General features: G+C 48.9%; 19 protein-coding genes and 4 tRNA genes. 21 read left to right on the forward strand and 2 right to left on the reverse strand.

The features are described from left to right. Window positions 1-618 precede the first annotated feature (618 nt). Window positions 619-789 (reverse strand): hypothetical protein, encoded by a 171-nt coding sequence (locus tag EJN92_RS21445; RefSeq protein ID WP_170174897.1) that lies wholly within the window; start codon window positions 787-789, stop codon window positions 619-621. A gap of 708 nt (window positions 790-1,497) precedes the next feature. Between EJN92_RS21445 and EJN92_RS11380 the strand changes: the two genes are divergently transcribed. The 8 genes from EJN92_RS11380 (at window position 1,498) to EJN92_RS11415 (ending at window position 8,658) form a co-directional block, all read left to right on the forward strand. Next, window positions 1,498-2,088, forward strand: a complete 591-nt coding sequence (locus EJN92_RS11380) for a hypothetical protein (RefSeq protein ID WP_126127934.1) — start codon at window positions 1,498-1,500, stop codon at window positions 2,086-2,088. A gap of 91 nt (window positions 2,089-2,179) precedes the next feature. Then, entirely contained in the window at window positions 2,180-2,728 is a 549-nt protein-coding gene (locus EJN92_RS21560) for a hypothetical protein (protein WP_126127935.1), read from the forward strand. Window positions 2,729-3,062: 334 nt separating this feature from the next. Beyond that, window positions 3,063-3,740 (forward strand): hypothetical protein, encoded by a 678-nt coding sequence (locus EJN92_RS11390; RefSeq protein ID WP_126127936.1) that lies wholly within the window; start codon window positions 3,063-3,065, stop codon window positions 3,738-3,740. Further along, complete coding sequence (locus EJN92_RS11395; RefSeq protein WP_227869517.1) at window positions 3,740-4,474, forward strand: ABC transporter ATP-binding protein; 735 nt, start codon at window positions 3,740-3,742, stop codon at window positions 4,472-4,474. The genes EJN92_RS11390 and EJN92_RS11395 overlap by 1 nt, the downstream gene beginning before the upstream one ends. Then, on the forward strand, window positions 4,471-5,703 hold the full coding sequence (locus EJN92_RS11400; protein WP_126127937.1) for an ABC transporter permease: 1,233 nt from the start codon (window positions 4,471-4,473) through the stop codon (window positions 5,701-5,703). Before EJN92_RS11395 ends, EJN92_RS11400 begins: the two co-directional genes overlap by 4 nt. Window positions 5,704-5,718: 15 nt before the next feature. Continuing rightward, on the forward strand, window positions 5,719-6,516 hold the full coding sequence (locus EJN92_RS11405) for an outer membrane lipoprotein-sorting protein (protein WP_126127938.1): 798 nt from the start codon (window positions 5,719-5,721) through the stop codon (window positions 6,514-6,516). A gap of 3 nt (window positions 6,517-6,519) precedes the next feature. Next, complete coding sequence (locus EJN92_RS11410) at window positions 6,520-7,806, forward strand: hypothetical protein (RefSeq protein WP_126127939.1); 1,287 nt, start codon at window positions 6,520-6,522, stop codon at window positions 7,804-7,806. A 105-nt stretch (window positions 7,807-7,911) separates the two neighbouring features. Beyond that, window positions 7,912-8,658, forward strand: a complete 747-nt coding sequence (locus EJN92_RS11415) for an MgtC/SapB family protein (protein WP_126127940.1) — start codon at window positions 7,912-7,914, stop codon at window positions 8,656-8,658. Window positions 8,659-8,720: 62 nt separating this feature from the next. On the opposite strand, the gene EJN92_RS11420 is transcribed toward EJN92_RS11415, so the two are convergent. Further along, the gene (locus EJN92_RS11420) at window positions 8,721-9,203 is read right to left on the reverse strand and encodes a cache domain-containing protein (RefSeq protein WP_126127941.1); all 483 of its coding nucleotides are present in this window, start codon (window positions 9,201-9,203) and stop codon (window positions 8,721-8,723) included. A gap of 254 nt (window positions 9,204-9,457) precedes the next feature. On the opposite strand from EJN92_RS11420, the gene EJN92_RS11425 reads away from it, so the two are divergent. The 13 genes from EJN92_RS11425 to rpoC all read left to right on the forward strand — a co-directional run bounded on the left by EJN92_RS11425 (window position 9,458) and on the right by rpoC (window position 23,572). Then, window positions 9,458-9,542 (forward strand) — tRNA-Tyr (locus tag EJN92_RS11425). A 34-nt stretch (window positions 9,543-9,576) separates the two neighbouring features. Next, window positions 9,577-9,650, forward strand: a tRNA-Gly gene (locus EJN92_RS11430). Window positions 9,651-9,688: 38 nt separating this feature from the next. Further along, window positions 9,689-9,763: transfer RNA gene (locus tag EJN92_RS11435), tRNA-Thr, on the forward strand. Between the two features lie 70 nt (window positions 9,764-9,833). Next, the gene (tuf, locus tag EJN92_RS11440) at window positions 9,834-11,027 is read left to right on the forward strand and encodes an elongation factor Tu (RefSeq protein WP_126126972.1); all 1,194 of its coding nucleotides are present in this window, start codon (window positions 9,834-9,836) and stop codon (window positions 11,025-11,027) included. Window positions 11,028-11,103: 76 nt separating this feature from the next. Beyond that, a tRNA-Trp gene (locus tag EJN92_RS11445) sits at window positions 11,104-11,179 on the forward strand. Between the two features lie 36 nt (window positions 11,180-11,215). Further along, window positions 11,216-11,599, forward strand: coding sequence for a preprotein translocase subunit SecE (secE, locus tag EJN92_RS11450; protein WP_126127942.1), 384 nt, complete (start codon window positions 11,216-11,218; stop codon window positions 11,597-11,599). Further along, complete coding sequence (gene nusG, locus EJN92_RS11455; protein ID WP_126127943.1) at window positions 11,599-12,192, forward strand: transcription termination/antitermination protein NusG; 594 nt, start codon at window positions 11,599-11,601, stop codon at window positions 12,190-12,192. The genes secE and nusG overlap by 1 nt, the downstream gene beginning before the upstream one ends. Window positions 12,193-12,323: 131 nt before the next feature. After that, window positions 12,324-12,755 (forward strand): 50S ribosomal protein L11, encoded by a 432-nt coding sequence (gene rplK / locus EJN92_RS11460; RefSeq protein WP_126127944.1) that lies wholly within the window; start codon window positions 12,324-12,326, stop codon window positions 12,753-12,755. Further along, the gene (gene rplA, locus EJN92_RS11465; protein WP_126127945.1) at window positions 12,755-13,450 is read left to right on the forward strand and encodes a 50S ribosomal protein L1; all 696 of its coding nucleotides are present in this window, start codon (window positions 12,755-12,757) and stop codon (window positions 13,448-13,450) included. The genes rplK and rplA overlap by 1 nt, the downstream gene beginning before the upstream one ends. Window positions 13,451-13,750: 300 nt before the next feature. Further along, complete coding sequence (rplJ, locus tag EJN92_RS11470; protein ID WP_126127946.1) at window positions 13,751-14,317, forward strand: 50S ribosomal protein L10; 567 nt, start codon at window positions 13,751-13,753, stop codon at window positions 14,315-14,317. A gap of 51 nt (window positions 14,318-14,368) precedes the next feature. Then, complete coding sequence (gene rplL, locus EJN92_RS11475; RefSeq protein ID WP_126127947.1) at window positions 14,369-14,737, forward strand: 50S ribosomal protein L7/L12; 369 nt, start codon at window positions 14,369-14,371, stop codon at window positions 14,735-14,737. A 287-nt stretch (window positions 14,738-15,024) separates the two neighbouring features. Continuing rightward, on the forward strand, window positions 15,025-19,131 hold the full coding sequence (gene rpoB / locus EJN92_RS11480) for a DNA-directed RNA polymerase subunit beta (protein WP_126127948.1): 4,107 nt from the start codon (window positions 15,025-15,027) through the stop codon (window positions 19,129-19,131). A gap of 214 nt (window positions 19,132-19,345) precedes the next feature. Further along, complete coding sequence (gene rpoC / locus EJN92_RS11485; RefSeq protein WP_126127949.1) at window positions 19,346-23,572, forward strand: DNA-directed RNA polymerase subunit beta'; 4,227 nt, start codon at window positions 19,346-19,348, stop codon at window positions 23,570-23,572. The last annotated feature ends 105 nt before the right edge of the window (window positions 23,573-23,677 follow it).

Raw genomic sequence — 23,677 nt, forward strand, 5'->3', positions numbered from 1 at the left:
CTGGGATGTCGTGGTTTTAAAAGCTGCACCTGTCAGCACGTATATTCCATGCGCTCCTTCGAGCATACTGGCCTGCAAGGCGCATGGGATATGCGCGCTGACGGTGGCGCTGGTTTACTTCCGTCGTTGTTGGGCGATTGCCGACCGGTGGTAGACCGGTAGCTACTTACTAGTCACGACCACTTCGCCAAGAGATGTAAATTTGGTAGGTGCGATTAGCTACGCGTAATCGCACGCGTGTCGCTGCATCGTCGCGATTTTAGAAAACGACCCTGCCACTGCGCATATTCCATGCGCTTCTTCGAGCATACTGGTCTGCAAGGCGCATGGAATATGCGTGATGGCGGCATGCTGTTTTTGGTTTTCTGTGGCTTGGTCTTGTTTATATTTCTGTCGTTGTTGTGTGATTGCTGGCCGGTGGTAGACCGGCGGCTACTTCCGTTTCTTGCTTCGCCAAGAAACGGAAGCAAAAGAAGGCGACGCAAAGTCGCTGCCCTAGCGGGTACCCAATTGTGCAGGACATAAAATGGGAAAAGTTCGAAACTCGCCTGCGGCTCAGACACGAACCTTTCTGATCCATTTTCCGCCCCGCACAATTGGCAGCGCCACATGCGAATTCTAGTCAAGAGCAAAGTCAAAAGCAGAGTCAAAAGCAGAGTCAAAAGCAGAGTCAAAAGCAGAGTCAAAAGCAGAGTCAAAAGCAGAGTCAAAACCCAAGTCAAAACCCAAGTCAAAAGCCAAGTCAAAATCCAAGTCAAAAGCCAAGTCAAAAGCCAAGTCAAAAGCCAAGTCAAAAACCAAGTCAAAAACCAGTCAAAAACCAAGTCAAAAGCAGCGGATTGCCTTAGCTCGATGTGTGTGGGCATTGCTTGCGTGGAGAGACGGCAGTCGCACTACGGATGTTTTGACGTTCGCTTTCCGCATGTGGCGCTGCCGCTTGTGCTGGGCAGAAAATGGATTAGAAAGGTTCGTGTTTGAGCGTAGCGAGTTTCGAACTTTTCCCATTTTTTGACCTGCACAGGCGGGAACCCGTAGGGCAGCGACTTTGCGTCGCCTTCTTTTGTTTCCGTTTCTTGGCGAAGCAAGAAAAGGGAGTAGCCGCCGGTCTACCACCGGCCAGCAATCGCATAGTAACGAAAGAAGTACAAACACGACCTAACAACCGCAAACCAAAAACAGCATACCGCCAACACGCATATCCCATGCGGGCTACAGGCCTATGTGCTTGAAGAAGCGCATGGAATATGCGCGGTGGCGCTGCCTGTTTTTAAATTCCATGCGGCGCACTACGCTTACGGCGATTGACGCCCTACGCCAAGATTGCGAATACCGAGTTGATTGTTAAATTACTAGCAATACGGCAAACGCATCGCTTACAATTCCAGTGTGAGCGCCAAGCAGGCGCTACAGTTCAATCAGGTTTATCCGCCGCAAGCAGCTCGCGGATTTTATTTTTGCGTTCCGTTGCGGCGGGTAAACGCTATTTTTTAGGCGTCTATGATTTGTATCGCCGTTCACAGAAACGATGAATTAGTTTGCAAGGCTGGTATCGCCAATGCTTCGTTGCTTTCGGTAATTCTCGCAGGCGGCCTATACGACGACGATCCCACATCTTTTCATGTCGCTGGATTGCAGGACCTTTCCGAGGAACGTAACGCACATGTTTACTGGGTTCATGAAACTCCACTTTCTGTTGGAAATCGTCTGTCGTTTACTCTCGTTCAATGCGATGAACCATCCCCTCCAATTGAGGTCAAGGCAACTGATTCTTCTGTATATCTAGAAGAGCAGCGCGAGTTCGAAGAATTCGAAAAAAATTATATGGAGCCTGAGCGTCAGTTGGATGTACGTTGGCCGACGTTAGGGCTAAGGCTCATGTTCAATAGTGAGGATTTGGTTGCTGCTCGACTTCTGGATGGGGAAGAGCAGATTATGTGCTCAATCCACTGGGATAAATGGCGACCTGAACGATGCAGGGTGTATGTCCGGTCGTTTGCAAGTCGTGGACAAGGTACGGCGACGCCCACCGATTGGTTTCGCGGATTTTTAGAACTTGGAGATCGCTTTGAAGTATCCGTACACGTTTAATATGGTGGCCAACACAGAATCACCAATGACGCCTTCGCTATTTTTCAACCACTGGTCGCGGCGATCTCGTTGCCTTTAAGTTATGCTTCATATGGATGACAATACTCAACCTGGTTCAGCGGCAGCTGTGTGCTTTTCATCGGAGTACCAAGCAGCTAAGGTAATAGAGCGATCGAACGCTGCCAAAGTTCTACGCAGATTCGCGAAACTTTTGGAGTCGCGCGGCTACTCCAGAAGATCGACTTGGTTTGCTCGTGAACGTGACCATCTCATTTTTTTCCTGCACGTTCACAAGTTTACATTTGGACCGTCGTTCCGACTGCATGCGGGCGTTCGAGTTTTGAATGACCCGAGTGAGAATGTGTGTCTCAACGGTATCTGTACAGATACCGCCCTTCGATTTAAAGGACATCTTGAATACGATACCACTGATGCTTCATGGGACAACTGCGCGTTACAAATGGAGCGCTATGTTGTCGAGGTAGCCGAACCGTGGTTTAACCAGATGAACGTGAAGACGCTATTAGCTGCCGAACAGCCGCTAACCATAATAGGACGCGAAAGCTTACGATTAGCGCTTAATGGCGAATCCCATTTGTCCCGTGTTTTATTTTCTAGGCGATCGCTTGGGTTGGCATAATTCATAGCTCAAGACCATAACCCGCAATAACTAGGCCGCTAATCGCCGCAGGCGTTTACACCGATTACAACCTCACCAAACACCCCTTCCAACGCGCATATTCCATGCGCTTCTTCAAGCATCTAGGCCTGCAGGCCGCGCTGGCTATGCGGGCTGGGCCATGCCCTATTTGTCATCCATTCGCGCTATTTTTGCTGTGCTTCACACCTTATTCCTACCGTTTGTCGCTATGCCGTGGTGCTGTGCTGGCCTGCGCTTTACTCTTGCCAGGTCGGCTCATTTATTCAGATTTTATTGAGCTTTTGTTCAGCACTTTTAATGTAGGGAGTACAGCATGGCAATCACACTCACGGCAGTCACTAGTAAAAAAGGCAGTATCTTGTTGGCCTTGGTTTTGCTCAAACTGGCCATCAGCGCGGGCTTGTTCTTCGCCTTTGGCAGTAAGGCGATGGCATTTTCTGAGCCAGAGTTTCAAAGCGCCTTCCAGCAATTTGCCGCCGCGCCTGGTGCGGAAGAGAAAGCGGCCGAGGCTTTTACGGCCTTACTCAAGAAAGAGCCTGCGCATCCTGTTTTGATGGCGTATGCCGGCGCCGCGACTACTAAGTTGGCGGGTACCACCATGTTCCCATGGAAGAAAATGTCTTATGCCGAAGACGGTATGGCGATGTTGGATAAGGCGCTGCAACTAGCGCAGGCGGCTGACCCTAAGTTGTTGCACAAGGGGACGCCGTTTTTGCTAGAGGTGAAATTTGTCGCTGCCAATACCTTTCTGGCGGTGCCGGGTTTTATGAATCGGGCGGAACGTGGGAATAAGTTGCTGAACGAAGTCTTGACGGATGCCCAGTTTGAAAAAACTGCCAGCGGTTTCCGTGGTGCGGTGTGGATGCGTGCGGCTGGTTTGGCGATGCAACAAAAGCGTAACGCCGATGCCAGGCGTTTTCTTGAAAGCGTGATACACAGCGAGGCACCGCAAAGCGCGGCGGCTAAAGCCATGTTGAAAGAGGTGGCGTGATGCACGCAGTCAGCAATCTGGCCGTAAGCAATCCGGCCGCCAGCAATCCAGCAGTAAGCAATCAGATTGCAGTGGTGGAACTGAGAAATGTGTATAAATCGTATCGCCTGGGCAGCCATCTGGTGCGCGCTTTGCAAGGCGTGGATTTATCGGTGCAACGCGGTGAGTTATTGGCGCTGACCGGGCCATCCGGCAGCGGCAAAAGTACCATTTTGAATCTGTGCGGCATGATCGATACCGCTGATTCTGGTGAGGTCTGGTTGGGTGGCGTGTCTATCGCCGATCTGAACGAAACTCAGCGCACTTTGCAGCGTCGCGACAGCATAGGTTTTATCTTCCAGAGCTTTAATCTGGTGCCTGTGATGACGGTGGCTGAGAACGTCGATTACCCGCTGTTTTTGACCGGTGTGCCTTTGGACGAAAGGCGTGAACGGGTGGCGGCGCAACTTAAAGCGGTTGGTCTGCATGAGCATGCCCAGCATTTGCCAGATGCGCTTTCTGGCGGCCAAAGACAAAGGGTGGCGATCGCGCGTGCCCTGATCAAACGTCCTAGTCTGGTGATCGCTGACGAACCGACTGCCAGTCTGGATTCGCACACGGCTGATCAAGTGCTCGACTTGATGCGTGAACGCGGGCATGCCGAAGGTGCGGCTTTTGTGATTGCCAGTCACGACGAGCGCTTGACCCGGCGCAGCGACAGAATTCTTTCCTTACTCGATGGGAAACTGCAATGAAACTCTTTTCTTTTGATAGCACCTGGTTGAAATTTGCTTTTTACAATGCGCTGCGCAATCGTCGTCGTTCTATGGTGACGGTGCTGGTGGCGGCCTTGGGTACGGCGTCGATATTGCTGGCGGGTGGCTTTGCGTATTCGTCTTACGAGGGTTTGGCACAGGCTGCGGCGCGTAGTTCTGGCCACCTAGTGATAGGAAATCCTGCGCATTTCGTGGCGGAAGAAGACCTGCCTTTGCAACACGGCATAGCAAACGCGGCGCAATTGCAAAGCACGATTTTAGCCGACCCGGCGGTGCGTTATGTCTTGCCCCGAGTCGAGTTTACTGGCTTGATCAGCAATGGCGATAAGTCCACCATCATGATGGCGGTGGGGATAGATCCGGATGCCGAGTTTGCCGTTAAGGGCCCATTTTTAAGCGTGAAAGAGGGCGCGATTTTGGCTAGCAATGTCAGCCAGGCCGAGATCGTTTTGGGCGATGCGCTGGCACGTAGTTTAAAGGCCAAGCCGGGTAGTAGCCTCACTTTGATGACCAGCACTGCTGATGGCGCCTTAAATGCGCTCGACGTGTTAGTCAAAGGGGTGGTCTCGACTGGCATACCGGACATGGATAAACGCCTGGTGTACACCGATATCAAGACTGCGCAAAAACTCTTGAACAGCCAGCGGGTATCGAGTCTGGGCGTGTTTTTAAACTCTATGGAGGCGACCAATAGTGCCCAGCTTAGACTGGCTGCGGCACTGCCGGCGATGACGGTGCAGACCTGGTTGGATCAGGCTTTCTTTTATAAATCGGTACGCGATTTGTATGACCGCATCTTCGGTGCTTTGGGTCTCATCATCAGTTTGATTGTGGTGTTTGTGGTGGCCAATGCGATGGCGATGGCAATCATAGAGCGGACGCGGGAAATCGGCAGCTTACGTGCCATGGGTACCTTGCCGGGCCAATTGATACGCAGCTTTTCTTTCGAAGGCATGTTTTTGGGCGGTAGCGGTGCGCTGCTGGGGGCTTTGCTGGCAGTGAGTGTGGCCTTGTTATTGACAGTATTCCCGGTACAGATGCCACCGCCACCGGGCCGCTCTACTGGTTACCCTTTGATGGTGAGCATTGATGCCGGTCTGTATTTTGGGACGATTTTTATGATGATCATTTTATCCATGCTGTCGGCAGCCTGGATCGCCCGCCGCACCATGCGCCAAGCTATCGTGGTGGCCTTGGCCCACAATTAATCGAGAGAGAAAATCATGAAAAAACTATTAACAGACCGATTGAAAATTACGCTATTTGTCCCGCTACTTACTAGCGCGACCTTGAGTACTGCGGCCATGGCTGAAGATGTGAGTGCCTTGTTGAAAGCGGCCGATCAGTTTCGTCTTGCAAGTGATGAGATGCAGGTAGAAACCCAGATCAGCACCTATAACCGCGATGGCAGCAAGGAAAAAGAGCGGCGCTATATGGTGTTTTCGCAAAAAACACATCAGTCTCTGGTGCTGATGCAAAGCCCCGCTGAAGCCGGGCAAAAAGTGTTGATGCTGGGGGATGATTTTTGGATGTTAATGCCGGGTAGTCAGCGTCCCTTGCGGATTACGCCTATGCAAAAATTGTTGGGTGATGCTTCTATCGGCGATATCGCCACCATGAGCTGGTCGCAGGATTATGCCGGTAAATTAGTCGCAGAAGAGCCGTGCGAAGCGCCCGCTGCAGTCGGACAAACCCAAGCGCAGACGCAAACCTGTTTGCGTTTAAGCCTGGATGCCACGCGTAAATCGGCGGCGTATCAGCATATCGACTTATGGTTAGGCAAAGCTAAGCATGAGCCTATCAAGGCAGATCTGTATGTGCAATCGGAGAAGCTGGCCAAACGCGCTAGTTTTGTGATGGATAAAACGCAAGTGCCGGCGGTGGTCAGTGAGATGGTGTTGCTGGATCAATTGAGTAGCCACAAAGAGACCCGAGTGCGCTATCTAAGCCGCAAGCCACGCAGCATCCCCGAGCAATGGCTAAATCCTATGTTTTTGGCCAAAAATCCTAGTCTAGAGTAGCGTATGAAGATGTTTAAGAAAACTGCGCTGGTGGCCAGGCTGGCGCTGCTCACGGTGGTGCTCACTTCGCTGCTCACTGCACAGGTCGCGGCGCAAACTAGCAATGGCAGCGGCCAGGTGCGCGCACTGTTGAGCCAGCAGAGTGTTAACCCGGCCAGTCCGCAAACGCAGGCCAGCCAATTACGCGCTGACCAAGAGCTGGAATCAGTGCAACTTGGTGTGCTAGAAGCAGAACTGCATTTCGGCATCAAGGGCATCAATGCCATCGCTACCGTACAAGGGCAGAGTGATGGCAGCGGGAATACTCGCTCGGATATCTGGCTCAATGAATTGGTTGCTGCATGGGGGCAGGGCGCTTGGCAACTGAGCGCGGGCAAAAAAATTGTGGAGTGGGATGTGGGGTATGGCTTTCGTCCTAACGATGTGGTGCAACAAGAGAAGCGCCGTAGCCTGATCACGGTTAGTGCGATCGGTCGCCCTTTGCTGATGGCCGAGTATTTCGATGCGACGCTGGCAGCCTCGCTGGTGTGGGTCAACCCCGCCACATCTAGTAGCCGCAATGCGAGTGGCTTATTGGAAAAAGGCGAAGAGCAGGCCTTGGCAGGACGCGCGTATTACCGCGTGGGCACTGTGGACTTGCATGGCTTTGCCCGCTACGGCGTAGACAGCGGTGCTAGTGCTGGCGCGGCAGTGGCGTGGGTGGCCAGTGATGCCTTGGAATTGCATGCTTCTAGCCGCTATTTACGGCATAGTGAGTCCTTGAGCATGGCAGCCCAGACGCCCTTGTTAGTCCGGGGTTCGGCCTGGCATACTGAGCTTCAGAACAATCTGACTCAGACCTTAGTCGGCCTTAGTTGGAGTAACGAAGACCAACATAATCTGATACTGGAAGCATGGTGGGATGGCAGTGCAGCTTCGCCGCAACAGTGGCGCGACTGGAGCACGCGCAATCAAAACCTGTTGGCGGCTGTGCCTAAGCTGGTTGGATTGGCACCGGCACTGGCTGGTAGTTTGATGGGACAAAATCAATTGCTGTCTAGCTCAGCCAATTTGCATAGACAAAATATGTTCGCACGCTGGAGTTGGCAAAGTGGGGCATGGCAACCCGCTGTGGATGTACTCTGGACCCCGGCCGATAATGGCGTGGTGAGCAGCGCATCCTTAGCTTGGCAGGGCGACCAGTTGCGGGTGGATGCCGGGGTACGCTGGTACGGTGGCGCTAGTGATTCGGTACTGGCAAGTTTGCCGGTGCGCAAGCTGGCGTATCTTTCCATGACCTGGGCGTTTTGAGTCAATTCAAATGTACCGCTAACAGCCCGGTTCAGATTTTCTACCCTTTTTGAAAAGGGATTGCTACACTGAATTTATTATATAAATAATTTCAGGAGCATCGTCATGTTGACCTTTTCGACTTATGTCTCCACCTTTTGGTCCAGCACAGAATTAAACGCAAATATCATTATTTTCTTAAACCTGGCAGGTTCGATGTTGCTAGGCTTTGTGGTTGGCTACGAGCGCTCCTATCATGGCCGTGCAGCAGGTATGCGCACTTACGGCTTGGTGTGCATGGCATCCACTGCACTTGTGGTGATTACCGGTTACCCTGATTTTTGGTTCGGTGGCAGGGCGGCGTTTCCCGTGAATCTAGATCCCTCGCGCACCGTGCAAGGAATAGTCACGGGTATCGGCTTTCTGGGCGCGGGGATTATCATGAAGGAGGGCTTTAGTATTAGTGGCCTGACTACTGCTGCATCTTTATGGGCCTCGTCAGCGATCGGGGTTTTGGTCGGGGTCGGATTTTATGCCGCTGCCATCCTACTGGCATTTTTGTCGGCGGCCTGCATGATTTGGGTAGTGAAGTTGGAATCCTGGTTGCCGTCCAGGCAGGCGGTGGCGATCGTGATGCAATTTAAGGCCGGCTTCGTGGTGGAAGAGGCTGCGATACGCGCGCTCGCCTTGGCGCGCGGCTATGAAATCGCCACTGGTACTATTTGCATTTCGGCCACGAATGGCAAGACCGAATGGCGTTTCGTGGCAGTGGCGCTGAATCGCAAATTAGCCACTTCCCTTAGTGTCATGTCGCAGGAGCTCGGCAAATTTGAGGGGATCGATGCGTATCAGTTGGCACATGCCAGAAACTAAGCTTGCTTGTATGCCTTGGATATGAGTTGCGACCAGCCTAACTCATATCCAAGTTTACTGGTTTATTTGGCGACGTAAGTTCCGACACAAATCATACTGTCACCGGCACCGCGTTCACAGTAAGACTTCTTGAGCTCATAGCCCTGACTATTGGGGTTGGTAAATTTATACGGTCCATAAGTCCCCTTGGAATTCGCCTTCACCATATCGATCATGCCCTTAATAAAGGCATTGCCGTCGCCGTCTTTAATGCCTATCAAATTCTTTCCTATCATCTTGGGATTGGCTCCCTGAGCCAGGCAGTTACCATCAAAATCGTAGGCGAACACATACAGATCCCTGTCTTTAAAAGCACCCTCTGGATGTTCAGTGAAAACTTTGTAGGCTTTGTCTGCGCCTGCTGATTTAACTAGTGCAACGGCTTTCTTGACCATCTCTTGTGCCTCAGCGTCCGATCCACGCTCGCCAGCTGCCAGAGTATTGCCACTTAAAACCCCCAGCAATAAGGCACTCGCTGAAAATGTGAATAAAGAAAATTTGTTCATTTGCATGTACTCCTTTAAGTTAACTAAGGAAAAGCGAATAAAGCGAATCCATTTTGCTACCGGAAATTAATCAAAGGGAGAATAATTTTATGTGTTGTTGCGGAATCGCAAAGTAGCAGTGACTTAAATGCATGAAACGAGATGCATGGAACAAGCTCGCTGGCGTATTGTAAAAATTTTCTAAATTTTATATCCCAATTGCATAAAGGCCTTGACGAGTGCCTTGAGTATCCCTATACTCTTGGATTCCCAATGGAGGGGTGGCCGAGTGGTTAAAGGCGACAGACTGTAAATCTGTTCTCTCTGAGTACGCTGGTTCGAATCCAGCCCCCTCCACCATTGGCAAGATTTAAGGCTTTTGTTTGTTGGCCGTGCGGGTGTAGCTTAATGGTAGAGCTGAAGCCTTCCAAGCTTATGACGAGGGTTCGATTCCCTTCACCCGCTCCAGTATTTATTTTGCGCATTTTTTTTGGTGCAAGTAATCTGCTCTTGTAGCTCAGTGGTAGAGCACTCCCTTGGTAAGGGAGAGGCCACGTGTTCAATCCACGTCAAGAGCACCAAGAATCGTTGTTGATCCAAAGTTGTCGGGCGTGTGCCTGAATATTCTCATAAATTCATTAGGAGTCTAAAATGGCAAAAGGTAAGTTTGAACGCACCAAGCCGCACGTTAACGTCGGCACAATTGGTCACGTGGATCATGGTAAAACTACATTGACTGCAGCGATCGCTACAGTATTGTCGAAGAAATTTGGCGGCGAAGCTAAGGCTTACGATCAAATCGATGCGGCACCAGAAGAAAAAGCGCGCGGTATTACAATTAATACTGCTCACGTAGAATACGAAACAGAAGCGCGTCACTACGCTCACGTTGACTGCCCAGGCCATGCTGATTATGTTAAAAACATGATTACTGGTGCTGCTCAGATGGACGGTGCGATTCTTGTTTGTTCCGCAGCTGACGGTCCTATGCCTCAGACTCGTGAGCACATCTTGTTGGCGCGCCAAGTTGGTGTTCCATACATCATCGTGTTCCTGAACAAATGCGACATGGTTGATGATGCTGAGTTGTTGGAATTGGTTGAAATGGAAGTTCGTGAGTTGTTGTCTAAATACGAATTCCCAGGCGATGATTTGCCTATCATTCAAGGTTCTGCAAAGTTGGCATTAGAAGGCGACACTGGTCCTTTGGGCGAGCAAGCTATCATGAAATTGGCTGAAGCTTTGGATACATATATCCCTACGCCAGAGCGTGCTGTTGATGGTTCCTTCTTGTTGCCAGTTGAAGACGTATTCTCGATCTCTGGTCGTGGTACTGTGGTTACTGGCCGTATCGAACGCGGTATTGTTAAAGTTGGTGAAGCTCTGGAAATCATCGGTATCACCGATACAGCAGTGACTACTTGTACTGGTGTTGAAATGTTCCGTAAATTACTGGATCAAGGTCAAGCAGGCGATAACGTTGGTGTCTTGTTGCGTGGTACTAAGCGTGAAGACGTGCAGCGTGGTCAAGTCTTGGCGAAGCCAGGTTCGATCAAGCCGCATGATCATTTCACAGGTGAGATCTATGTTTTGTCTAAAGATGAAGGTGGTCGTCACACTCCATTCTTTAACAACTACCGTCCACAGTTCTACTTCCGTACTACGGATGTGACTGGTTCGATCGAGTTGCCAAAAGACAAAGAAATGGTGATGCCAGGCGATAACGTCTCTATTACTGTTAAGTTGATCAACCCGATTGCGATGGAAGAGGGTCTCCGTTTCGCGATTCGTGAAGGTGGTCGTACTGTTGGTGCTGGTGTTGTTGCTAAGATCATTCCTGCTTAATAGTAGTTGTTGTAAGTGAAGTGAATATGGCGACCCCCTTCGGGTCGCTGTATTAATTCTAGTAGTTCCAAGCCGTAGGGGTGTAGCTCAATTGGCAGAGCGTCGGTCTCCAAAACCGAAGGTTGTAGGTTCGATTCCTACCGCCCCTGCCACCATCGTGGTCGCAGGGCACCGAAAGTAAATTAAGTATGTCTAACCATCCTATTCAAACCGTCAGTACCTCCCAAGATAAGTACAAAGTTGTTTTGGCTATCGTTGCTGCGGTTGCCGGTGTTGCTGCCTATTATATGTTGGTGAATCAAGCTTCCTATGTGCGCGTTGCCGCTCTGGTTGTTGGTTTGCTCATTGCAGTGGTTTTGGCGTCGACTTCTGATGCTGGTCGTGAATTTTTTGTATTTGCAAAAGAAGCAGTTCGTGAAACTAAGAAGGTGGTATGGCCGGCTCGCAAAGAGGCGGGTCAAATTACTGCGGTCGTTTTCGGTTTTGTGTTGGTGATGGCAATATTTCTTTGGGGTGCGGATAAGTTAATCGGCTTCTTATTGTATGACGTACTTCTTGGATGGAAAAAATAATGAGCGATAACATTCAGGAAGACTTGCAAGGTACAGAGCCTACGGTTTCTGTGCCTAAAAGTGCAAAAAGATGGTATGCAGTGCATGCTTACTCTGGTATGGAAAAGAGTGTGCAGCGCGCCTTGACTGAGCGCATTGAGCGCGCCGAGATGACTGAGATGTTTGGTCAAATTTTGGTGCCGACAGAAGAAGTCATAGAAGTAAAAAACGGTAAAAAAGCAGTTACCGAGCGCAGATTGTTTCCTAGTTACTTATTCGTCGAAATGGAAATGACTGACGATACGTGGCATTTGGTTAAGAACACTAGCAAAGTAACTGGTTTTATCGGTGGTAAATCGAATAAGCCAGCGCCTATCCCTCAGCATGAGGTTGATAAGATTTTGCAGCAAATGCAAGATGGTGTTGAGAAGCCAAGACCAAAAGTCTTGTACGAAGTGGGTGAAGTTGTTCGCATTAAAGATGGTCCATTCGCAGATTTCAATGGAAATGTTGAAGAAGTGAATTATGAGAAGTCAAAAGTGCGCGTTTCTGTTACAATCTTCGGTCGCTCAACACCTGTCGATGTAGACTTCGCTCAGGTTGAGAAGGTTTAAGTAAAAAATTTCGGCTGCCTGGTGCCATGCGGATGTTTAGTAAAAACCGGTAAAAGCGTAACAAAGAGGAGCCCTTCAAAATAAGAAATTATTTCGGAGGGCGCTATTACTCATTTAATGAAGGAGCCATCATGGCAAAGAAAATCATTGGTTTTATCAAGCTGCAAGTTCCAGCTGGTAAAGCAAATCCATCCCCACCAATCGGTCCAGCTTTGGGTCAACGTGGTTTGAACATCATGGAATTCTGCAAAGCGTTTAACGCGCAGACTCAAGGTGTAGAGCCAGGTATGCCAATTCCAGTTGTGATCACTGCATTTGCGGATAAGTCTTTCACTTTCGTGATGAAGACTCCTCCTGCGACTTACATGATCAAAAAAGCAGCTGGTATCACTAAAGGTTCAGCGAAACCTCATACAGATAAAGTTGGTAAAATCACTCGTCAGCAAGCTGAAGAGATCGCGACCGCTAAACGCGCCGATCTGACAGCCGCCGATATGGACGCAGCAGTGCGTACTATCGCTGGTTCAGCACGCTCCATGGGTATCACGGTAGAGGGACTGTAATGGCTAAGTTATCTAAAAAAGCAAAGTTGCTTGCAACTAAAGTTGATCGTCTGAAGGCTTACTCCTTTGATAATGCTATCGCTTTGATCAAAGAATGCGCAACTGCGAAATTCAACGAATCTATCGACGTTTCAGTTCAGCTGGGTGTTGATCCTAAGAAGTCTGATCAAGTTGTCCGTGGCGCAGTTGTTTTGCCAGCCGGCACAGGTAAGACTGTACGCGTAGCGGTATTTGCTCAAGGCGCAAAAGCTGAAGAAGCTAAAGCTGCTGGTGCTGATATCGTTGGTATGGAAGACTTGGCTGAACGTGTCAAAGCTGGCGATATGCCTTTTGATATCGTTATCGCTTCTCCAGATACTATGCGTATCGTTGGTACTTTGGGTCAGATTCTGGGTCCACGTGGTTTGATGCCAAATCCTAAGGTTGGTACTGTTACTCCTGATGTTGCTACTGCAGTTAAAAATGCAAAAGCTGGTCAAGTGCAATATCGTACTGATAAGGCCGGTATCATTCACTCAACGATAGGTCGTAAGTCCTTCGCTGATGCTGATTTGAAATCTAACTTGTTGGCTCTGGTTGAAGCTTTGAATAAAGCAAAACCAACTTCCAGCAAGGGTGTTTATCTGCGTAAAATTTCCATCTCATCCACTATGGGTGCTGGTGTGCGCGTAGACCACAATAATTTGTCTGCATAAGTAAAAAATTAAGTCCGAGTGCTGAAGTTCAGTGCTCGGCGCATCTTTGGGCTACCTGACTTTTTTGGTCGGGTAGAGTGTCAAAGACCGTTGGGCGGCGTTTATGTTTTTTGATAAACAAAGTTAATTTGCTAAAGAGTAATCTAAGGCACCCAACGCAGATGGTGTACCCGATCAAGTTTTGTAGTTACATACTGGCCCGCCAGTGCAACTCCTAACTTCGGACGCCGTGTTCGAAACGATATGAGGAAATCACATCATCCCGGTGTGAAGACTAATTATCATAATTGGAGGTTGACCGTGAGTCTCAATCTGAATGACAAAAAAGCCGTCGTCGCTGAAGTCTCTGCAAAAGTAGCAACTGCACAGACTATCGTCGTAGCTGAATACCGTGGCATCCAGGTCGGTCACTTGACGAAACTACGTGCTGCTGCACGTGCTGAAGGTGTGTACCTGCGTGTATTGAAAAATACATTAGCTCGTCGCGCTGTTGAAGGCACTGTATTTGCAAGCCTCGGTTCTGAAATGACTGGTCCGTTGATCTATGCGATCTCGGTAGATGCTGTTGCTGCTGCTAAAGTTATACAAGACTTTGCAAAAAGCAATGACAAACTAGTTGTTAAGGCAGGTAACTATGCTGGTAAGTCGCTGGATAAAGCTGGCGTTATCGCATTGGCAAGCATTCCTAGCCGTGAAGTTCTGTTGGCACAAGTGTTGGGTATGATGCAGGCTCCTGTATCTGGCTTCGCACGTGCTCTGGCAGCTCTGTCAGCTAAGAAAGAATCTGAAAATCCTTCAGCGCCAGTTGCAGTTGCCGAGGCTGTTGAAGCCGTAGCAGCTGAAGTAACTGAAGCTGCAGCAGAATAAGATTTTTTTCGTCAATACCGAATCAATGTAATTTATAAATTGGAGTTTCAAATGGCAATTAGCAAAGACGATATCTTGGAAGCCGTAGGCGCGATGTCCGTAATGGATCTGAACGACTTGGTTAAAGCATTCGAAGAAAAATTTGGCGTATCCGCTGCTGCAATGTCAGCTGGTCCAGCTGCTGGTCCAGCTGCTGCTGCTGAAGAGCAAACTGAATTCAACGTAGTGTTGACTGAAGTTGGCGCGAACAAAGTTAGCGTAATTAAAGCGGTACGTGAATTGACAGGTCTGGGCTTGAAAGAGGCTAAAGACGTAGTTGATGGTGCACCAAAAACAGTTAAAGAAGCTGTTTCCAAAGCAGATGCTGAAGCAGCTAAGAAAAAGCTGGAAGAAGCAGGCGCTAAAGCTGACATCAAGTAATTTTGATACAGCATGGCGAATCTTCTTGATTCGTCAGAGTCAAAGATTGGAATCCTCTTCAAAGAGAGGGTTCCTCTTTGGCTTCTTTGTCGTTCTGAGGTTTGTTTAGTTGCTTCTGAGGCAAAGTCGTAATTGCCCAGTAGTCGGTTTGAAGCTTAGTTATAACAATTAAGGGCTGAGACTTGAGGTTTCATGTAGTAAAAATAGAGTTTGTGGATTTTTGCAGATGATATTTTCTTGCTTGAATCCTGAATTCTCCATCCTTTTTTGTCACTCACGGAGTGTCCATGCACTACTCATTTACTGAGAAGAAGCGAATTCGTAAATCTTTTGCGAAACGCGCTAACGTTCACAACGTTCCGTTCCTGCTGGCGACCCAGCTCGAGTCATATCATAGTTTTTTGCAGCAAGACAATGCACCGTCTTCACGCAAAAATGAAGGCTTGCAGTCTGCCTTCACTTCGATATTTCCGATCGTGTCGCATAATGGGTTCGCTCGCCTCGAATTCCTATCCTACGTTTTAGGTGACCCTGCATTTGATGTCAAGGAATGTCAATTGCGCGGGCTTACTTTTGCGTCACCTTTACGTGCAAAGGTACGTCTGGTGATTCTGGATAAAGAATCGCCAACTAAACCTGTCGTTAAAGAAATGAAAGAACAAGAAGTTTACATGGGTGAATTGCCACTCATGACGACGACTGGTTCATTCGTGATTAACGGTACAGAGCGCGTTATTGTGTCTCAGTTGCACCGCTCGCCTGGTGTGTTCTTTGAGCACGACCGCGGCAAAACACACTCATCCGGTAAATTGCTGTTTTCAGCAAGAATTATCCCTTACCGTGGTTCGTGGTTGGATTTTGAATTCGATCCAAAAGATATCTTGTTCTTCCGTATCGACAGACGTCGTAAGATGCCTGTAACGATATTGTTGCGTGCTATAGGCATGAGCAATGAACAGATCTTAGCGAATTTCTTTGTTTTTGATAATTTCAATCTGCACAGCGATGGCGCCGAGATGGAATTTGTTGCTGAGCGTCTGCGCGGTGAAGTGGCCCGTTTCGACATCGTCGACAAAACAGGAAAAGTGATCGTTGCTAAAGACAAGCGTATCAACTCCAAGCATGTGCGTGAAGTTGAAGCTGCTGGTATCAAGCATATTTCGGTTCCTGAAGATTATTTGCTTGGTCGCGTTTTGGCGAAAAACATCGTTGACGCAGAAACTGGCGAAGTGGTTGCCAATGCGAATGACGAGTTAACAGAAGAGTTGTTGGCGCGTCTGCGCGATGCAAAAATCAGCGATATTCAAACTCTGTATACCAATGATTTGGATCAGGGTTCGTATATTTCTCAGACTCTGCGCGCTGATGATACCGCCGATAAGATGGCAGCACGTGTCGCTATCTATCGCATGATGCGTCCAGGCGAACCGCCTACAGAAGATTCAGTAGAGTCTCTGTTTAACGGCTTGTTCTACAACGAAGATCGTTACGATTTGTCAGCTGTCGGTCGTATGAAGTTCAACCGCCGTATTGGTCGTGATGAACTGACTGGCGCGATGACTTTGTCCAATGAAGACGTGTTGGCTGTGATTAAGATCTTGGTTGAGTTGCGCAATGGTCGCGGTGAAGTCGATGATATTGATCACTTAGGTAATCGTCGTGTACGTTGCGTCGGTGAATTGGCTGAGAATCAATTCCGTGCCGGTCTGGTTCGCGTAGAGCGCGCAGTGAAAGAGCGTTTGGGTCAAGCTGAAGCGGATAATTTGATGCCGCATGATTTGATCAATTCCAAGCCTATCTCTGCCGCCATTCGTGAGTTCTTCGGTTCTTCACAGTTGTCGCAGTTTATGGATCAAACTAATCCTTTGTCAGAAATTACGCATAAGCGTCGTATTTCTGCTTTGGGACCTGGTGGTTTGACACGTGAACGTGCTGGTTTTGAAGTGCGTGACGTACATCCAACTCACTACGGTCGAGTTTGCCCGATTGAGACACCAGAGGGACCAAACATTGGTTTGATCAACTCTTTGGCTTTGTATGCACGTTTGAACGAATACGGTTTCCTGGAAACGCCATACCGCAAGGTTGTCGACAGCAAGATCACGACCCAGATCGATTATTTGTCTGCAATCGAAGAAGGTCGCTACATCATCGCTCAGGCGAATGCGTCTATCGACAATAGCGGTAGTCTGTCAGATGAATTGGTGTCTGCACGTCAAGCTGGTGAAACCATTTTGGTCTCTCCTGAACGCGTACAGTACATGGACGTTGCGACAGGTCAGGTGGTCTCGGTTGCAGCATCCTTGATTCCTTTCCTAGAACACGATGATGCGAACCGTGCTTTGATGGGTGCCAACATGCAGCGTCAAGCTGTGCCATGTTTGCGTCCGGAAAAAGCCCTGGTCGGTACAGGTATCGAACGTACAGTTGCGGTCGATTCTGGTACTACAGTACAAGCTTTGCGTGGTGGTAAAGTTGATTACATCGATGCGGGTCGTATCGTTATTCGCGTCAATGATGCGGAAGCGACGGCAGGCGAAGTCGGTGTTGATATCTACAACCTGATTAAGTACACACGTTCTAACCAGAACACCAACATCAATCAACGTCCTATCGTTAAGATCGGTGATCGCGTTACCAAAGGTGACGTCTTGGCGGATGGTGCATCGACAGATTTGGGTGAATTGGCCTTGGGTCAAAACATGCTGGTCGCGTTTATGCCTTGGAATGGTTATAACTTCGAAGATTCGATTTTGATCTCCGAAAAAGTGGTGGCTGATGATCGTTACACTTCCATTCATATTGAAGAGTTGTCGGTCGTTGCGCGTGATACTAAGCTTGGTGCCGAAGAAATCACTCGCGATATCTCGAATCTGGCTGAGAATCAATTAGCTCGTCTGGATGAAGCAGGTATCGTCTACGTCGGTGCGGAAGTCACTGCCGGTGATACTCTGGTTGGTAAGGTAACGCCAAAAGGCGAAACTCAACTGACGCCAGAAGAAAAACTGCTGCGTGCGATTTTCGGTGAGAAAGCATCTGACGTTAAAGATACGTCCCTGCGCGTGCCTTCCGGCATGGTCGGTACTGTGATCGACGTTCAAGTGTTTACCCGTGAAGGTATACAACGTGACAAGCGTGCGCAACAGATCATTGATGATGAACTGAAGCGCTATCGTCTGGATTTAAACGATCAGATGCGTATTGTTGAAGGCGATGCATTTGAGCGTCTTGAGCGTATGTTGACTGGCAAGGTCGCTAACGGTGGTCCAGCGAAATTGGCTAAAGGTAGTAGCGTTACCAAAGAATATCTGGCTGATCTGGATAAATACCATTGGTTCGATATTCGTCCTGCCGATGATGACACTGCAAAATCTTTGGAAGCCATTAAGGATTCCATCGCTGAGAAGCGTCATCAATTTGATCTAGCGTTTGAAGAAAAACGCACCAAGTTGACGCAAGGCGATGAATTGCCTCCAGGCGTACAAAAAATGGTCAAGGTTTACCTGGCTGTTAAACGTCGCTTGCAACCTGGTGACAAAATGGCGGGTCGTCACGGTAACAAGGGTGTGGTTTCACGCATTGTTCCGATTGAAGATATGCCTTACATGGCTGACGGTACTCCAGCTGACATCGTACTGAACCCATTGGGTGTTCCTTCACGGATGAACGTTGGTCAGGTCTTGGAAGTACATTTGGGCTGGGCTGCTAAAGGTTTGGGCATACGTATCGGCGAAATGCTGAAAGCCAAAGTCAAGATCGAAGAGTTACGTGGCTTCCTGAAACAGATTTATAACGAATCTGGCAAAGTTGAAGATATCGACGGTTTGTCTGATGATGAAATTTTGACTTTGACAGGCAATTTGAAAAACGGTGTGCCATTTGCCACTCCAGTTTTCGATGGTGCTGATGAAGCTGAAATTCGCCGCATGCTCGATCTGGCTTACCCAGATGAAATTGCTAAGCAACTCGGTATGACGCCTTCGAAGAATCAAGTCACTTTGTATGATGGCCGTACTGGTGAATCTTTCGAACGTAATGTCACTGTCGGTTACATGCACGTTCTGAAATTGCACCATCTGGTTGATGACAAGATGCATGCACGTTCTACCGGTCCTTACTCTCTGGTTACGCAACAACCATTGGGCGGTAAAGCGCAGTTCGGTGGTCAGCGTTTCGGTGAGATGGAAGTTTGGGCACTGGAAGCATACGGCGCGTCTTATGTCTTGCAAGAGATGTTGACCGTGAAATCAGATGACGTAAATGGACGTACTAAAGTGTACGAAAATCTGGTTAAAGGTGATCACGTGATTGAAGCCGGTATGCCAGAATCCTTTAACGTTTTGGTTAAAGAAATTCGTTCTCTGGGTATCGATATCGATCTCGACCGTAACTGATAGTAAAGTAATCGAAGTAAAGCCGCCACCGGGTGTTTTGCCTGGTGGCGGCATTAGTATATATAGCCGTTAGGAAAGTTTTCGTTCCCGGTATGAGCGGAACCCGTTTGCAAAACCGGGCTCTCCCGCTGATGCGAACAGGGTCTATACGAAAACAAACCTGGTAATACCTTAATCACCAAGCGTTTTCTCACGCTACACTGGAGTGATAGACATGAAAGCACTGCTAGATTTATTCAAGCAAGTTCAGCCAAACGAACAATTCGACGCGATCAAAATTGGTCTTGCGTCACCAGAAAAAATCCGTTCATGGTCCTACGGCGAAGTTAAAAAGCCGGAAACCATCAACTATCGTACTTTCAAGCCTGAACGCGATGGTTTGTTCTGCGCCAAAATTTTTGGCCCAATTAAAGATTACGAATGCCTGTGCGGTAAATACAAACGCTTGAAGCATCGCGGTGTAGTCTGTGAAAAGTGTGGCGTTGAAGTTACTCTGGCAAAAGTGCGTCGTGAGCGCATGGGCCATATCGAGTTGGCCTCCCCGACTGCGCATATCTGGTTCTTGAAGTCCCTGCCATCCCGTTTGGGTATGGTTCTCGACATGACACTGCGGGATATCGAACGCGTCTTGTATTTTGAAGCCTATGTAGTCACCGATCCAGGTATGACGCCGCTGAAAAAATGCCAGATCATGTCGGAAGACGATTACGCTGCCAAATACGAAGAACACGGTGATGAATTCACCGCATTCATGGGTGCCGAAGGTATCCGTGAATTGTTGCGTTCTATCGATATCGATCGTGATGCAGAAACTCTGCGTACTGAACTCAAAGAATCTAAGTCTGAAGCCAAGATCAAGAAATACTCCAAGCGTCTGAAAGTGTTGGAAGCTTTCCAACGTTCTGGCATTAAGCCAGACTGGATGATCATGGAAGTGTTGCCAGTGTTGCCGCCAGAGTTGCGTCCATTGGTACCTTTGGATGGCGGTCGTTTTGCGACTTCCGATCTGAACGATTTGTATCGTCGCGTGATTAACCGTAACAATCGTCTGAAGCGCCTGATGGAATTGCGCGCACCAGAAATCATCACACGCAACGAAAAGCGTATGTTGCAAGAAGCGGTTGATTCGTTGTTAGACAACGGTCGTCGCGGTAAAGCCATGACTGGTGCGAATAAGCGTCCGTTGAAATCTCTGGCAGAGATGATCAAAGGTAAAGGCGGCCGTTTCCGTCAAAACTTGCTGGGTAAGCGCGTCGATTATTCTGGTCGTTCAGTGATCGTGGTTGGTCCACAGCTGAAATTACATCAGTGCGGTTTGCCAAAATTAATGGCGTTGGAACTGTTCAAACCTTTCATTTTCAATAAACTTGAATTGATGGGTCTGGCAACGACCATCAAGGCTGCCAAGAAACTGGTAGAGATTCAAGAGCCTGTAGTTTGGGATATCTTGGAAGAAGTCATCCGCGAACATCCGATTATGCTGAACCGTGCGCCTACGCTGCATCGTTTGGGTATTCAAGCGTTTGAGCCAGTCCTGATTGAAGGTAAGGCGATTCAATTGCATCCACTGGTTTGCGCCGCATTCAATGCCGATTTCGACGGCGATCAAATGGCGGTTCACGTTCCTTTGTCTGTGGAAGCACAGATGGAAGCACGTACACTGATGCTGGCATCGAACAATATTCTGTTCCCGTCTAACGGCGAACCGTCTATCGTTCCTTCCCAGGATATCGTGTTGGGTCTGTACTACGCTTCCCGTGAGAAAATCAACGGTAAGGGCGAGGGCATGATGTTCCCTGATGTTTCCGAGGCGATTCGTGCTTGGGACAACAAGGAAGTCGAACTGATGACGCGCATTACAGTGCGTATTACTGAATATCCAAAAGATGCTGCAACTGGCGAATTCGTCAAAACAGTTACCCGCTACGAAACCACAGTTGGTCGTGCGATTCTGTCTGAAATTCTGCCTAAAGGTTTGCCTTTCTCGGTACTTAATCGTGCCTTGAAAAAGAAAGAAATTTCTAAGCTGATCGATACTTCTTTCCGTAAGTGCGGTCTGCGCGCTACGGTTATTTTTGCAGATCAGTTGCTGCAGATGGGTTTCCGCCTGGCGACACGTGCTGGTATCTCTATCTGTATCGATGATATGTTGGTACCGCCACAAAAAGTCACCTTGTTGGCAGCTGCTGAACACGAAGTTAAACAAATCGAACAGCAATATGCTTCCGGTCTGGTTACTGCCGGCGAGCGTTACAACAAGGTTGTCGATATCTGGGGCAAAACCGGTGATGACGTCGGTAAAGCCATGATGGATAGATTGAAAGTCGAAGACGTTATCCGTCGCGACGGTACTCACGGTACGCAAGAATCCTTCAACGCGATTTACATGATGGCCGATTCCGGTGCGCGTGGTTCTGCAGCGCAGATTCGTCAGTTAGCAGGTATGCGCGGACTGATGGCGAAACCGGATGGTTCGATTATTGAAACACCGATCACCGCGAACTTCCGCGAAGGTCTGAACGTGTTGCAGTACTTTATTTCCACTCACGGTGCACGTAAAGGTCTGGCCGATACGGCCTTGAAGACAGCTAACTCCGGTTACCTGACACGTCGTCTGGTTGACGTTACCCAAGATCTGGTTGTAATCGAAGACGATTGCGGCACAGCGAATGGCGCGTCGATGAAGGCGATCGTTGAAGGCGGTGAAGTTAACGTACCTTTGCGTGAATTGATCTTGGGTCGTGTTACAGCGAACGAAATCGTTAATCCAGAAACTCAGGCAACTTTGTATGCTGCCGGTACTTTGCTGGATGAAGATGCGGTTGAAGAAATCGAACGTCTGGGAGTCGACGAAGTCAAAGTACGTACGCCACTTACTTGTGATACACGCTACGGTCTGTGCGCAATGTGCTACGGACGTGACTTGGGTCGCGGTACTATGGTCAATGCGGGTGAGGCAGTCGGTGTTATCGCCGCTCAGTCCATCGGTGAACCAGGTACACAGTTGACGATGCGTACTTTCCATATTGGTGGTGCTGCATCCCGTGCTGCGATTGCCTCGTCGGTTGAAGCGAAATCTAACGGTACTATCCGTTTCACTGCAACCATGCGTTATGTTACAAATGGCAAAGGTGCACAGATCGTTATTTCCCGTTCAGGTGAAGTCTTGATCACTGATGATCATGGTCGTGAGCGTGAGCGTCATAAAGTACCTTACGGTGCGATGCTGATCGTTAAAGACGGTATGGTCATCAAAGCCGGTACTAACCTGGCAACTTGGGATCCACTGACTCGTCCTATCATTACCGAGTACACCGGTACGGTGAAATTTGAGAACGTAGAAGAAGGCGTTACTGTTGCTCGTCAAGTTGATGATGTGACTGGTTTGTCTACTCTGGTAGCGATCGATGCTAAGCGTCGCGGTACTGCAGGTAAGACCTTACGTCCACAGGTTAAACTGCTCAACGAGCAAGGCGAAGAAGTTAAGATCTCTGGCACCGAACACGCGGTAACGATCGGCTTCCAAGTCGGTGCGCTGATTACCGTGAAAGACGGTCAGCAAGTAACGGTTGGTGAAGTGCTGGCGCGTATCCCGACTGAATCACAAAAGACACGTGATATTACCGGGGGTCTGCCGCGCGTTGCCGAGTTGTTCGAAGCGCGTTCGCCTAAAGATGCTGGTATGTTGGCTGAAGTCACAGGTACGGTTGCGTTTGGTAAAGAAACCAAAGGTAAGCAGCGTCTGGAAATCACCGACATGGACGGCGAGAAGCATGAGTTCCTGATCACCAAAGACAAACAAGTTCTGGTGCATGACGGTCAAGTCGTCAACAAGGGTGAGATGATTGTCGACGGTCCTGCTGATCCACAAGACATCCTGCGTTTGTTGGGTATCGAAGCGCTGGCACGTTACATTGTTGACGAAGTTCAAGACGTGTACCGTTTGCAAGGCGTTAAGATCAATGACAAGCACATTGAAGTGATCGTACGTCAGATGTTGCGTCGCGTTATCGTGACTCAACCAGGCGATGCGAATTACATCTTGGGCGAACAAGTTGAGCGTTCTGATTTGCTCGGCGAAAACGACCGTGTCATCGCTGCTGGCGGTATCCCTGCAACCTATGAAAATATCTTGTTGGGTATTACTAAGGCATCCTTGTCTACTGATTCGTTTATCTCTGCTGCGTCTTTCCAGGAAACCACACGGGTTCTGACGGAAGCTGCGATCATGGGCAAACGCGACAGTCTGCGTGGCTTGAAAGAAAACGTCATCGTTGGTCGTCTGATACCTGCTGGTACCGGTCTGGCTTTCCACCGCGCTCGCAAGTTGAAAGAAACTTGGGAAGCGGAAGAACGTGCAGCACTGTTGCAAGCTGAAAAAGCAATCTTCGCGCCTATGCCTGAAGTTGCCGCTACCGATGTAGTTGATGGCGAGATTTGATAAAGTAAAACTGAAGTAATACCACGGCACCGCAGCTAGTCTCCGGTGCCGTTTTCATATGTTTATGAGCTACGCAAAATCGTCCCAGCGTTGTTGCACTCGCCT

This window comes from Undibacterium parvum (assembly GCF_003955735.1).
Lineage (GTDB): Bacteria > Pseudomonadota > Gammaproteobacteria > Burkholderiales > Burkholderiaceae_D > Undibacterium > Undibacterium parvum.

Excerpts from the sequence above, each read along its gene's own strand:
- EJN92_RS11380 (WP_126127934.1), top strand. The coding sequence starts at position 1,498 with ATGATTTGTATCGCCGTTCACAGAAACGATGAATTAGTTTGCAAGGCT.
- EJN92_RS21560 (WP_126127935.1), top strand. The coding sequence starts at position 2,180 with ATGGATGACAATACTCAACCTGGTTCAGCGGCAGCTGTGTGCTTTTCA.
- EJN92_RS11390 (WP_126127936.1), top strand. The coding sequence starts at position 3,063 with ATGGCAATCACACTCACGGCAGTCACTAGTAAAAAAGGCAGTATCTTG.
- EJN92_RS11395 (WP_227869517.1), top strand. The coding sequence starts at position 3,740 with ATGCACGCAGTCAGCAATCTGGCCGTAAGCAATCCGGCCGCCAGCAAT.
- EJN92_RS11400 (WP_126127937.1), top strand. The coding sequence starts at position 4,471 with ATGAAACTCTTTTCTTTTGATAGCACCTGGTTGAAATTTGCTTTTTAC.
- EJN92_RS11405 (WP_126127938.1), top strand. The coding sequence starts at position 5,719 with ATGAAAAAACTATTAACAGACCGATTGAAAATTACGCTATTTGTCCCG.
- EJN92_RS11410 (WP_126127939.1), top strand. The coding sequence starts at position 6,520 with ATGAAGATGTTTAAGAAAACTGCGCTGGTGGCCAGGCTGGCGCTGCTC.
- EJN92_RS11415 (WP_126127940.1), top strand. The coding sequence starts at position 7,912 with ATGTTGACCTTTTCGACTTATGTCTCCACCTTTTGGTCCAGCACAGAA.
- EJN92_RS11420 (WP_126127941.1), bottom strand. The coding sequence starts at position 9,203 with ATGAACAAATTTTCTTTATTCACATTTTCAGCGAGTGCCTTATTGCTG.
- tuf (WP_126126972.1), top strand. The coding sequence starts at position 9,834 with ATGGCAAAAGGTAAGTTTGAACGCACCAAGCCGCACGTTAACGTCGGC.
- secE (WP_126127942.1), top strand. The coding sequence starts at position 11,216 with ATGTCTAACCATCCTATTCAAACCGTCAGTACCTCCCAAGATAAGTAC.
- nusG (WP_126127943.1), top strand. The coding sequence starts at position 11,599 with ATGAGCGATAACATTCAGGAAGACTTGCAAGGTACAGAGCCTACGGTT.
- rplK (WP_126127944.1), top strand. The coding sequence starts at position 12,324 with ATGGCAAAGAAAATCATTGGTTTTATCAAGCTGCAAGTTCCAGCTGGT.
- rplA (WP_126127945.1), top strand. The coding sequence starts at position 12,755 with ATGGCTAAGTTATCTAAAAAAGCAAAGTTGCTTGCAACTAAAGTTGAT.
- rplL (WP_126127947.1), top strand. The coding sequence starts at position 14,369 with ATGGCAATTAGCAAAGACGATATCTTGGAAGCCGTAGGCGCGATGTCC.
- rpoB (WP_126127948.1), top strand. The coding sequence starts at position 15,025 with ATGCACTACTCATTTACTGAGAAGAAGCGAATTCGTAAATCTTTTGCG.
- rpoC (WP_126127949.1), top strand. The coding sequence starts at position 19,346 with ATGAAAGCACTGCTAGATTTATTCAAGCAAGTTCAGCCAAACGAACAA.